We start from the raw sequence: 12,368 nt of genomic DNA, 5'->3' as shown, positions 1-12,368 counted from the left end.
AGGTCGGCATGGGCGCGGGTTGAGAACTCCAGTCCCCGAAGGTGGATCGACCCCGGGGGAGAGAGCCGGGACGTCGCTGCGGCGCAGCCCGAGATCAGTGACGAGCAGCTGGTCACCGCGGCGGCCGAGCGTGACCCGGGTTTCGACACCCGCATGTTTGCTCAGCAGCTTGCGTCCGCGGTCCGGCTACGGCCTGCGCAGGTTGCCCGCTATGGGGTCGGGGCCGAGGCCTTGGAGGAGGTCAAGGCCCACGGCCTCCGGTGGGCTGCCACGCTCCAGAGGTCGGGCAGTGAGAAGGAAGAAGGGTCGAGTCCTGGGCTGACCGGTGAGACGATGCCCGATCCACAAGGGCGCCATCAGGTTGGCTTTCCAGCGCCGACGACCCAGGACATGCGACGACCGCCGGGGCTGTCTGCCCGGTGCTCGGGTCCTCCAGCTGCCTCGCCCCGGGGAGGAAACGTTGACCATCGTGGGGTATGCCCGTGTGTCTACTGGTGACCAGGAGCCGGGCTCGCAGGAACGGGAGCTTGATGCGGCGGGTGCCGTTCGAGTGTTCGTCGACCACGGCGAATCGAGCCGGCTGCGGGATCGTCCGCAGTGGGTGGTCTGCCTCGACTACCTGCGCAAGGGTGACACGCTCGTGGTCCGCGCGCTCGACCGGGTTGCCGGCACAACCACGATGGCCATCGAGACCATCTCTGAGCTGCACCACCGCGGGATCAACATCAAGAGCCTGACCGAACCTGACATCGTCACCACGACCCCGATGGGTCGGGCATTGTTCGGAACCGTCGCCGTGTTCGCCCAGCTACGCGCGGACACCGTTCGGGAGAACACCCGCCGCGGGCTTCAACATGCCCGCGCCAACGGACGCCCCACCGTCATGACCGAGGAACGCGTCACCGCCGCGGTGCAGTTGCGCGATGCCGGCAACAGCATCAGCGCTATCGCCCGCGAGCTCGGCGTCGGCGCTTCATCGGTCATCCGAGCCCTGACACGCTACGACCAAACGGCGGTCTCGCGATGAAGGTTCGGAGGGGTAGCGGCTCGAAGCCACCGGGTTCTCTACGCCCATCTTTGGATTGTCTTGGAACCCTTTAGCAGTCCACGAAGTCGGCGGGTCGAAGCAGGAAGTCGCCCGCCGTTGCGGCGGGTGATCCAGTCCGGCCTCAACCGGCGCGTAGATCGCTGGATCCGCCAGAAGGCGTTAAAGGCTTGGCCCGCTCCTCCACCACGAGATAGTCAACGGGTGTGTCTCCAAGAAGGACTGTGTCTGAGCCAAGCTTTGTGCCCCGAAACGTTACTTCATCTCCAGTGGCGGCGGCTCCGATCCATTGATAGTAATCGGAGCAAACCCGGCGAATGACGCCGTCGAAACAGGCGACTATGAACGTCGGTGGAAACGACAATCCCCCGGTATCGTCGATGATTCTGCCACGTGAGGCGATCCTTGATCCAAAGAATGGATAGGTCCTCAGGCGAGGATAGACATCAGATAGGGGGGACCCGGCACTGATCCTGATGTCGATCTGCGTCAGGTCACCGCTGTGTGTCTCCACATGAAACTGGGAGGTCTCTCCCCGCCGTACGGCGTTGGCGAATCGCTTGGCGTCTTGGCGTAGCCACCCTTGAATCTTTGTTTCAACGACCGAGTTGCCGGCGCAGATCGACGTGATTCCTGCTTTGGCGGATCGGTCGTCAACCACAAGGTCGATATCAGTGACTCCGCCAATGACTCGCCTAATCCCACACGCAAGGCTTCCGTAGAGGCGCAACGATTCGGGACTGATGCCCGCGCGTTCCAATGCGTCGACCGCTGAGTGGAGCGCCGTAAGAATGTCCGCTTGGACGGCGAACAATGATGTGGGATCATCTCCGGAAGTGTGGAGGAGTCGCTGAAGAGCCTCGCGCCCGTCGAAGATCTCGACAATGTCCTCAGGAAGGATGCCCAACGACATGCCGCCAAGGTCGGCTACTGTGTTCTCCTCCAGCCATGCGAGGATGTCAGGACTGGCCACGCCCGACGCCTGCGCATGCTCATAGGTGCGCCCCTGGTAGGCGGTCTTGGTGTAAACCATGCCGTCCCGTGGATCGATGCTGGCTGGCTGCAGGCGCTGTCCGACGGCCAGCCCAGCCGTATCAAGAGGCAAATAGACAGCAATTGCTCTCACTCTGCCATCGGCCAACGGCGCCATCCCCGCGCCGAGGTAGTAAGATATAACCCCATGGGTGTCGCGAAAGTAGGTGTACGGCTGAAGCCATCTAGGCCACTGTCCGTCGAGTGCGGGAGTCATTGCTCCAGCCACCGAAAGTGTGGGGCGATCCGGTCAATCAGGACGCTGTCGTCCTCGCCGTACAGTCGTTCAGCGAGAGCTTGGTTGGTCATTGCTCGCGTTGTGCAGGAATAGTCGTCCAGCTCAGCCGCCAAAGCATCCAGGGTTGCCGTCGGAATATTGTGCTGATTGATGTCAAAGAGCCAATCGGTCGAGGTGACCGACGACGTTCCCAACGCCGGCGCGGTGAAGAAACGAAAGCCTTGGTCATGGAACTGCTCTCGGAGAACGGCATAGTCCGAAACCAAGATCGGCGTACGGAGCAATGATGTCTCCATCACCGGGTTGCCGAAGGATTCCGACACCCCTAGGTAGGTGACCAGGTCGCAAGCGAGGTAAGCATCGTTGATGCAGGTGCCTGAGTGGCCTGCAGGGTCTGGACATGACGCGAAGGGGCCCAGGTCGAGGATCGTCACGCCGAGCCGTGAGGCCAATCGGTCAAGTTCGTCCCTGTACCGGGCGCCCACGCTGTGGGCGGTCTTGCCACCGAGTCCAAGTGTCGAGGCAGTCAAGCCGAGGAACGCTCGGCGCCCCGTGCGTTGACCCAGTTCGTGTAGTGCATGTATGGCCAGATGCACACCCTTGCTCGGAATGCAGCGCGTGGGCTGTAATCCCAGGAGGTCTCGAGTGCTGACGCCGGAAGCCTCGCGAACCGCGGCGGCGTGGTGTCCCGTCGGGACGACACCTTTGGCAAACAGGTTGGGGACCACGTGGGCGTTCGCGCGTGGAAACTTGGCCACCAAACCATCGTAGGCGACCTTTGTCAGGACTAAATGTCGAACGACCTTGTCGATCGGGGGGAGGGTTGTTCCGGCAAGAGAGTTGTAGTAGGACGAGCTCCCCGCTACGCCGTCCCACACGAAGTTGTGTGAACGCGAGAGGAGTTTCAGACTGCGCGCGGTGGCTTCTTCGAGGATGGCCGTGTTTGCTGGAAGGGAGATTGGATAGGAGAGCAGGGCGTCGACGAGAAGGCCGTCGGGCTTTACTTGGTCCAAAACAGCGGCAAGCTCATGTCGCAGCGCGTCGGAAGCATTGCGAAGCCGCTCGTTTATGCTTCGCCAAGTGGCGTCCTTGGATGCTTGAGTGGTAGGTCGGTCTCCCTCGGCAATCAGGGCGCGAGTCGCGAGGGTTTCGGGGTGACTCGGTGACAGTCTAGGAACCACGTGATAAGAGCCGCGTCCAAGGCGGCGGGACTCTTGCACGTCTGGATCACCGGTGATCCGAATGGCCTGATGACCAAGTCGGAGGAGATACCGCTCCCACTTTCTCATCTCAACGACGGTTCCCAGGTCTGCGTTGTCACGTGCCACGATGCAAGCGACTCTCATAGTTCCCCCATTTGAGTACTCTGGACGCCTCGACCAGCGCCACCCATTCTGTCGACGACTGTACCCGAGCCAGAAGTCATCTCGAGCGGGGGCACGTGATGCTTCGCCCGCCTAATCCACCCCTGCCTCCACGTGGGCGATGTGGAGCTGGAGATTCAGGAAGGTACCCAAGGGCCCGCGTTGTCAAGAGTGCGTCGACGCGGGGTGGAGGCGCTCACATCCGGGCCACGTGACGGGGGCGACCGAGCCGCTGTGACATAATCGAGCATCTCGGCCATACGCTCGGGGGTATCAGTGCGCGTGGCTCCATCGGGTTCGCATAGATCCAGCCCTACAGCCTTGGACCTCCGTCTGGGTGCGTCGTTATGAGGGGGCGCAGTGACATGATGGCGACATGCTGATCAATCCGCAGTACTTGAATAGTGAATCGCTTCTCCGGTACATGGCGAACCTGGAGGATGGCGTGCGCGAATCCGGAGAGGAGACTGTCACTGCCGTTCGCGACGCCCGCGCGGGGGTCGACGTTAAGGTCGCGAGGGCAGAGGGAGGTCGTGGATCGCAGACGGCGAGGAGAATCAACACTACGGATCACGATTTGGCCCGACTCAAACGCCTCATAGCAGCAGGGCATGAAAGGTCGGATGAACTCGATTGGATAGAGATTCTACAGCCAGCCATCGAGTTTCCAATGGCGTCTATCGGGTCCATAATCGAATGGGATTGTGAGATCTTCGTACCGGATGTCATTCGAGCAATGCTCAATAAGGGCGGTTTCAGTGAGGCAGTGAGGGCATTGCAGAGGCTGCGGCCCGCGGCGGATGTCTTAGGGTTAGGGGACCTCGACGGCATAAATTTCGCGGAAATCGACGCGGCGGCGAGCTTCTTGGAGACCCTTGACGTGGTGCCGGTTGTGGTGGGGGAGGACGATGAAACTGAGTGGAAAGTGGTTGGCTCCCTAGAGCCAAGATGGATCTCGGGGGACCAAGAGTTCGACGGCGCGGTGAAGATCATTGGCAAGATTCGAAAGATAGTGAAGGCGGATCGCTGGTATCCACTCATGTCGTTGCCAGGTCAAAACCTTGGTTCGCGTGCAGACAAGCGCGAGCGAGAGCGGCGTGGCCCGGCATCGGAGGAGGCCCAGGAGCATTTCCTGAAGGGGCCGCTCATGGTGTTGGACTATTTGGTGATCCATACGTGAGGCAGAGGGCCAGAAGAGCGGGGTCGGAAGCTTATCCATTGGCTGCGTTGGCGCACCGGATCAGTTGCAGCAGCCATCTAGTGTCAGGAATGCTTGGAGAGACCGGGTCGAGGGCAGCGAGGATGAACGCATCAGCCCAGCCCGCAAGACACTCCGCCCTGGTCGACCAGGTACTTGTGGGGCACGAGGTAGGCAAGCGGGCCCTTGCCTTCGGCCAGCGAACTCCTGGCGATGAGCAGGCCGAGCACAGTCTTGCCACTGTCGGTGTGGACCTTGACGACGACGTCGCGCTGGCCACGGTCCGCGGGCTGGCCAAGGGGCCTCCGCTCCGGCCGACAAGGTCAAGCACCCGCCTAGCGCAGACAGCATGCGAGCGGGGATCACCACCGACGCGGTGATCTCGCTTGCGAACTTGCTGAGGCGGATAGCGGGTGAGTCCTGAACCGGCCGATGCCCGTGCTGGCTCCGGCTGGGTTTGGTCGCGCCACTCGTTCTGCTTCAGGGGAGTGGTCCCTGCTTGGGGGGCGGGGGCAACATCTTCAGTCATGTAGCCGCGGATCTCTGCTGTCGTGACGTTGGCTGGCTGCTACGGGTCTGGATCCCGGCATCGACGACTGGCGCTAGTGAATGACGCCCCCAAGGCAGCCCCGCGGAACATAGGTCCATATGTGCCAGCACGGCACTCACGAAGTGGCCCCAGACCCATGGTGGGATGCTGTCAGCAGTATCGTCACAGGCACTTGTGACGCCCCTCTCATGGGCTTCTGGGTCCTCCCCAGCCCAGCCCAGTCGATTGACATCCGGGGCTCTCGCTAGGGATGTCTCCTCACAGGAGTCAAATGAAGACGGTTCGAGGCTACTCAGCGGTTGCAGTCGCGGTCGCACTCGCGATAGGTGCTGGCTCGTGCACCACTCGTCAACCACTCCCGGCGTCGGTCACTCCGACAGATCAAACGGTTAAGGCCTTCCCGATTCTGGAACGCCCTCAACGCATCGGGGACAAGCCTCCGGAGGCGTCATTGGCCGCCGTCGCGGACAGCTTGCCAAAGGGCGTGTCCATCACTGACTGGAGATGGTTGCGATCCACCAGGATGGGTAACGTGTACCTCGCACGCAAGTCTGACAACACGATCTGCTTCCTGCAGTACACGCTGGCAACCCAACGGTCGACCGCTGCCTGTCCTAGAGGGCAGGCGGGCGTCGAAGACTCAGGGCTGACCATTGAGGTCGACACAGACCCGGATGCTGATCACAAGGTACTTGGCCGCAGCCAACTCGTGGCATTTGGTCCCGCATGGGCCTCCTACGTCGAACTCACATTGCCTGGACGTCCAACTCTGAAGTGTGCGTTCAGCAATAACATTGCCGTCATCGACTCGCCACCAGCTGGTAGGTTCACTGTTACTGTCATCGACGACCGCGGGAAAACTATGCGACAGTTGCCCTCAGCGCTCATGGATGAAGACGGCTCCACCATTCAGCCACAGTGCTCCTAGATTCCGCCACCAAGCACAGGAGAACATATCACATGAACAATTGGCTCCGCGTAGCCGCAATAACCATCGCACTTACACTGTCCGGAGCGGCGATTCCTGCGCGCGCCCACGCCCAGGCGGAAGCGGACTGGTGTGGAGGTGTGTCGAATAGTTCAATGCTGGGCACTGTCTACTATTGTGGCCCTGTCTCACCTGGCACTGCATATTCGACCTCACTCAAGAACCTTCGATCTGCCAAGGCAATTACTTCGGTTGCTTCCGCTGGCGCATACGTAGAGATCAAGAACGCCAACATGGTGACCACGGGTCCTAGGTTTTACTTCGCTTACGCCAACATGGTTTTCACGACTCAGCAACCGGCATACGCCTCAGCTCGCGCATATTGCGGGAACTCAACCGCTGGCGTGAGCACCGCAATGGGTTGCGCTTGGAATTAGGAATGGAATCTTGCCGGGCCGGAGATCAACAGTTGCGGTGAGGCAGTTGGACCCGGTCGTGGGTTCGAGCACCCCAGCACGTGGATGCGCGAGGTGTCGATGCGCTCGCTGTCCACCAGTTCGTCGATCAGCGTTGGGGGCGCCGGGTGAGTAGTGAGGACTTGGTCACACCAGCGCGGCGTCGAGGTTGTCTTGCCTGGGGCGATAAATTCCCCCACGTGTGCGATCAGCTAGAGCGGCCGTGACGAGCGAGCTCAGCCAGCCACGCTGACATAATAAAACTTATCGGTCATACCCCCGGGGGTATCCGTGCAGCTGCGCGTGGCTCTGTACCACGTCGTGGACACATCGCCGGGGCGTGCTTGCTCGAGGAGGCGCGACAGGCCGGGCCGATCCCTTGGTTGCCCCCGACATCCGTTCCACCACCAGGTGCTCCCCGGACACGCCAGCCTGGCGTAGTGCCTCCACCTGAGGCGATGGATCCTGGTGCAGCGTCCATACCCGCACATAGCCCCACGTCTTCACCGCGTGATTCTCCCCCTCGTCCGCACCGGAATCCGAAAGGGCCCTCCGGTGATGCCTTCCGTACAGGGGAGGTACTGAGCGGGGGTTTCGTACCGAACGACACGAGGAACCAGAGGATCCCAGGACGAGTCACTCTGCCGATCCGAAACCGATCGTTACTGGGCGGATAGTCACGGGTTGGGCCATGGCGTGGGCGGGTCCAGGTCCTTGGCCGCTTCGACGAGGAACCCGGGAACTGACTGCAGCGGTGTCGCGCCCCACAAGTTGATGACCATGGGGGAGCACCCCATGGCGGGTTCCCCAGATTCCAACCCAGGCCATCGACGCCTCAGGTGACTCCCGTTGAACGACACCTCGCCACCCGAGAATGTCGCCCCGACGAAGAACACCTCGCCACCCGAGAATGTCGCCCCGTCGAAGATCACCCAGCCGCTCGAGAATGTCGCCCCGTCGAAGATCACCGAGCCGCCCGAGAATGTCGCCCCGTCGAAGATCACCGAGCCGCCCGAGAACTCCGCCTCGTCGAAGGACACCTGGCCGCCCGAGAACTCCGCCTCGTCGAAGGACACCTGGCCGCCCGAGAACTCCGCCTCGTCGAAGGACACCTGGCCGCCCGAGAACGTCGCCCTGAAGAACGACACCAGGCCGCCCGAGAACGTCGCCCCGCCGAAGGCCACCCGGCCACCCGAGAACGTCGCCCCGACCAACGACACCCAGCCGCTCGAGAATGTCGCCCCGTCGAAGATCACCTGGCCGCCCGAGAACTCCGCCTCGCCGAAGGCCACCCGGCCACCCGAGAACGTCGCCCCGTCGAAGGACACCTGGCCGCCCGAGAACGTCGCCCCGTCGAAGGACACCTGGCCGCCCGAGAATGTCGCCCCGACGAACGACACCTCGCCGCCCGAGAACGTCGCCCCGCCGAAGATCACCCGGCCGCCCGAGAACGTCGCCCCGTCGAAGATCACCCGGCCGCCCGAGAATGTCGCCCCGACGAAGAACACCTCGCCGCCCGAGAACGTCGCCCCGACGAACGACACCTCACCGGCCGAGAACGCTGCTCCTTGGAACCTGAAGGACCCGTGGAATCGTGCGCCGGTGTAGTTCAGCGCGAGTCCATGCCAAGGCGTGGGTGCACCATCCTGCAAGTGCTGGGTCGTGATCGCGATGATCGTTTGGCGGATCTCGACGTCCCAAGGTGCCGTCGTCGAGTCGTCTGTGGCGTCACGGGTTGGGTTGGGTTGATCGGAGCGAATGTAGGCGGAGAGCACGTCGAGACAGGCCTGCGCTTCGCGTCGTCGACCGTCGTGGTCGACGCCGGACTCGTCACCCAGTGTGAGCCATGAGTCTGCGACGCCGGCCATGGAGTAGGTCCCGGCTAGGCGAACGGAGAGGGCGGGGTCTCCGAGTTGCTGGGCCGCGGTGATGTAGCGGTCGCGCAGGTCGAGGATGACTGCCCGGCGGTAGTCGCGCCGATCCCGCTCCACTAGTGCGGCATCGCGAGCGGCTGCTGCTTGGTCGCGCCGTCGCTCTTGCTGGTGGGCGTGTTCCCCCAGGAGTTGTCTCCGGTAGCCGATGTAGCTACCGATCCCGACCCCGATGACACCGAGAACCGTGACCGCGATCCGAGTGATGTCCAGCATTACCTGGGAGTCCGCATCGACCGGCTGCGCTGCCCTGAACCACCATGGCCGGCCGATGAGCAGCCACCCCATAGTCCAGACGGTGGCGATCAGCGCTAAGAGGATCACCGCGAACACCACCACTAAGTGCCATCCTTGGGTAGGGCGTCGCCGCCCTTCGCTGGCTTCGCCTCCACTCTCGTTCCGTGGCGCAGGCTGCTCAGGTGTGGTCATTCTCGAATCATGCCCTGCCGCTCGGGCCGAACGGCTCGTCTCAGAAGGGAAGAGGCTGTGGAGAGCCAGCACCGGTCCTCATCCGATCGTCACTGGGGTGACTGTCTGTCTGGCGACTCCCTTACCATTTAGCAGGGGAGAAGGGGTATGGCTTCGGAGTCGAGGAGCGGAAAGCGGCGGGTTCGCAGTCGACGTTCTCGAGTTCCGGGGCCCTCTTCGCTGGCGTGCTGCAGCAGGGCGCTGATTGCCCCTGCTGTTGCGGACCATGGAGAACGTTAAGGCGCTGTCTCGTCTTCAGATCCACGAGAACTTGGTGAGGTTGCGCCACAGCTACCGATCGGTGACGCGCGAACGGGCCGAAGCCCAGTCGTTCTGGAACGACCTCTTGGAGGCGTTCGGCATGACCCGCCGCGAACGAGGCGGCGCGTTCGAGAGGCCGGCGCGGAGGGCGAGCACTGACTCAACTGGGTACATCGACCTCTTCATCCCCGGGGCTGCTAGCCGAGCACAAGTCAGCTGGGAAGATCGTTTGACCTGGGCCAGCTGAGCAGTCAAACGCTGAACAGCAGGCCTACGACTACCTCTGGGGTGGCGACGTCAAGCGGCCGGAGTGGCCGCGCTGGGTGATGACGTGCGACTTCGCCACACTGCAGGTCACCGATCTGGAAAGCTGAGCCGACCGATGAGGGGCGGACCTTCACGATCAGCTTGGAGGACCTGCCAGACAACTTCGAGCCCCTTCTGTTTCTGGCGCCAGGATACGAGCCGCCGGCCTCATACCAAGCCCAGCTGAACGAAGCCGAGGCGTCCCTGGATGCAGCGCGGCTCATGGGCGCCCTGTTCGAGGCTCTCGTCGGAGACATCAGCATCGAGAACCCCGTGAACTGGGATGATGAAGACGACTCGTCGCAACGCGCGTCGGTGCTCATGACGAGACTCCTGTTCCTTCTATTCGGAACGATGCAGGGCTGTGGCAGCGAGACCTGTTCCACCAGTTCATCGCCACCAGGACGCAGGAGGACGGCACTGACGTCGGTGGGCAGCTCGCCTCCCTGTTCGACGTTCTTTGAACACTCCTGAGCACCGTAGGTCCAAGAACCTCGACCCGGCTATGTCGGCGTTTCCCTATGTGAATCTAGCGATGCCTGGGCGTGTGCCGCTTCTGGGGATCACTCGCAGGTGGCGTCAGGTGTGTGTCGTCGGCGATCGACGGTCTGTTCCGAGTGGGTGGGGCCCATCCGTGGGACGGGATGGCCGAGGTGTCCATGAGGGGTCGGAGTGTGTCCAGGGCTGCGTTGAGGTTGGCGTAGACGTTTTTGCGGGTGGTGCCTGTGAGTTCAGCGATCTCCCGGGCGCTCAGGCCATGGCCTCCGTTCAGGCCGAGGCGTGCTGAGACGTCGCGGCGCTGGTCGTCTGTGAGCGAGTCCAGGGCCTTTCGGACGATCACGATGCTGTCGAGATCGACAGGAACTGGGCTGCCGACGGTCGCGGCGTAGTCGTGGGCAGCGGATATCGCTCCATCTGGTACTTCTGTTGCCTGATGTTTGATGTGGTCGCTGATGACTCGTGAGAGTCGCCAGGTCATGTGTTGTCCTGCCCAGCCTGGCCATGTGCGGCCGCCGTCGGGGCTCCAGGTGTGGGCTGCGGTGAAGGTTGCCAGCAGGAGGGTGTGGGCGGTGTCTTCGATCTCTCTGTTTCCGTACGGGCCTCGTTGGGCGATCTTGTAGGCGAGGCCGGTCATGGATGCGACCATGCGTGCCACAGCGGTGCGCCCATCGCTGGCCAGCCACTCCAGTTCCCCAGCCAAGGCATCCTTCGCCAGCGCTGCTGCCTGGGGGTTGCCGGCGAGTGCAGCGGCCGCTATGACGCCGGCGTCCCGTCGCCGCACCAGCTCCAGGAGTTCGTCTGGGTCAGCGATCGAGGAGTCCACCTCGGGAGACGGGGTTGTGGTGTCTGGACTAGGTGACGGCACTGGGCGGGCGTCAGCGACTTGATGGACCAGAGCAGCCGGTGTCGGTGACAGGGTCTGCTCAGAGGGTCGACTTTCTATGGTGCTGATGGTCTCGTGGATGGGTGCGCTGTTCTCGTGGAGAAGCGCGACAGGGCCCTCGAGTCGTACTGCGGAGGTGAGCACCCTGGCTGCGTAGAGGTCGTCCGGCATCGCCGCGGCGATGAGCGCGGCGGCAGCCCGGTTGCCTCCCAGGCTGGTTGCTAGCGCATCCTTCACGTAGTCAGTGGCGGAAGTGAGTTGCTGGCGGGAGAGGGTTTGCTGCAATCCTCGAGCGGCGAGCTGCAGGGGCAGCATCGTCTTCTGATCGGGCAGGGGTCGTCTTGTCCCTGGGGAGGTCAGCCACTGTGTGGCGGCGGTCTTCCAGTCTCGCAAGGAGTGGTCGATGAGTTCGCTCAGCTGCTCGCGGCTGACGGGTGCGTCATCGGGGAGTGAGACCTGGTCAAGCCTGGCTCGCACGTCCTGCAGAAGTAGTGACTGGGCGTTGGCGAGGGCTGCGGCCAGCAACGGATGCCATGCGCCGGCAGTTGACCCGGACAGGTGGTCTCGCCACTGGGTGAGTCCGGCTTGGAGTTCAGAGGTGGGCTGTGGGGCGCTCAGCCTCTGCTCGATGACCTCGAGGAGGAGGCGCCGACTCGGTTCAAGATCGGCGCCGTGGAGCACGTAGTGGGTGTACTGGTGCAGTGCGGCGTGTGCTTGCTCGACCACCGCTGGGTTCGGTGCTGCCCGGAGCTGGTCACCGAGCTCCTGGGCCGCAGTCACGATGGGTGAGTCGATTGGGGCGGCCCACGTACGCGCGAGCTGTGCCGTGAGGGCCAGGGCGGGATCGTCACAGCGGAGCAGGCTCGCTGCTCTGGCCCACTCCCCTACCTGGGTGGTGGCCGGATCCCAGCCTTGCTGGCGGGCGAGAGCGATGAACTTCTCGACGCTCACGAGTGAGCCAAATCGAAGAGTCGGGTCAGGAACTCCTGTTCGCTGGGCTCCACGGGAGCCCAGTCGCTCGTCGCTGCCCAGGCGTCGACGATGAGCTGTTGTGCCGTGCGCGGGTCGTTGAGGGGGATCGTCTCGAACGTTCCCCCGCTGATGATGAGCGATTCGAGTCCCAGATTGGCCAAGGTGTGAGCAGCTGCTCGGTTCTGTGCCAACGGGTCGTCGGTCATCGCTACGCGGTGAGCAGCAAGCTGAAGCAA

General features: G+C 62.9%; 8 protein-coding genes. 3 read left to right on the top strand and 5 right to left on the bottom strand.

Annotated features, from left to right (window positions below; all coding sequences use genetic code 11):
• Positions 1-469 precede the first annotated feature (469 nt).
• Positions 470-1,027 carry a recombinase family protein gene (locus QQZ11_RS13455; RefSeq protein WP_284550851.1) on the top strand — a complete coding sequence of 186 codons (558 nt, stop codon included), beginning with the start codon at positions 470-472 and terminating at the stop codon, positions 1,025-1,027.
• Positions 1,028-1,169: 142 nt separating this feature from the next.
• On the opposite strand, the gene QQZ11_RS13450 is transcribed toward QQZ11_RS13455, so the two are convergent.
• Positions 1,170-2,294, bottom strand: a complete 1,125-nt coding sequence (locus QQZ11_RS13450; RefSeq protein ID WP_284550835.1) for a hypothetical protein — start codon at positions 2,292-2,294, stop codon at positions 1,170-1,172.
• Complete coding sequence (locus QQZ11_RS13445; RefSeq protein ID WP_284550834.1) at positions 2,291-3,643, bottom strand: hypothetical protein; 1,353 nt, start codon at positions 3,641-3,643, stop codon at positions 2,291-2,293. The genes QQZ11_RS13450 and QQZ11_RS13445 overlap by 4 nt, the downstream gene beginning before the upstream one ends.
• Before the next feature lie 412 nt (positions 3,644-4,055).
• Here QQZ11_RS13445 and QQZ11_RS13440 point away from each other — a divergent pair, with 412 nt between their 5' ends.
• On the top strand, positions 4,056-4,859 hold the full coding sequence (locus QQZ11_RS13440) for a DUF6414 family protein (protein WP_284550833.1): 804 nt from the start codon (positions 4,056-4,058) through the stop codon (positions 4,857-4,859).
• A gap of 2,628 nt (positions 4,860-7,487) precedes the next feature.
• Here QQZ11_RS13440 and QQZ11_RS13435 read toward each other — a convergent pair.
• Positions 7,488-9,080, bottom strand: a complete 1,593-nt coding sequence (locus tag QQZ11_RS13435; RefSeq protein WP_284550832.1) for a pentapeptide repeat-containing protein — start codon at positions 9,078-9,080, stop codon at positions 7,488-7,490.
• Between the two features lie 355 nt (positions 9,081-9,435).
• Here QQZ11_RS13435 and QQZ11_RS13700 point away from each other — a divergent pair, with 355 nt between their 5' ends.
• Entirely contained in the window at positions 9,436-9,717 is a 282-nt protein-coding gene (locus tag QQZ11_RS13700; protein WP_446698873.1) for a type IIL restriction-modification enzyme MmeI, read from the top strand.
• A gap of 588 nt (positions 9,718-10,305) precedes the next feature.
• Here QQZ11_RS13700 and QQZ11_RS13430 read toward each other — a convergent pair.
• The gene (locus QQZ11_RS13430; RefSeq protein WP_284550830.1) at positions 10,306-12,111 is read right to left on the bottom strand and encodes a sigma-70 family RNA polymerase sigma factor; all 1,806 of its coding nucleotides are present in this window, start codon (positions 12,109-12,111) and stop codon (positions 10,306-10,308) included.
• Positions 12,108-12,338: a hypothetical protein gene (locus tag QQZ11_RS13425; protein WP_284550829.1), complete on the bottom strand. Its 231-nt coding sequence runs from the start codon at positions 12,336-12,338 to the stop codon at positions 12,108-12,110. Before QQZ11_RS13425 ends, QQZ11_RS13430 begins: the two co-directional genes overlap by 4 nt.
• Between the last annotated feature and the right edge of the window lie 30 nt (positions 12,339-12,368).

The sequence above is a fragment of the Aestuariimicrobium sp. T2.26MG-19.2B genome (assembly GCF_950101875.1).
In the GTDB taxonomy this organism is placed as follows: domain Bacteria; phylum Actinomycetota; class Actinomycetes; order Propionibacteriales; family Propionibacteriaceae; genus Aestuariimicrobium; species Aestuariimicrobium kwangyangense.
Note: the sequence above shows the minus strand (reverse complement) of the source record. Positions and strands in the feature narration are given on the sequence as shown.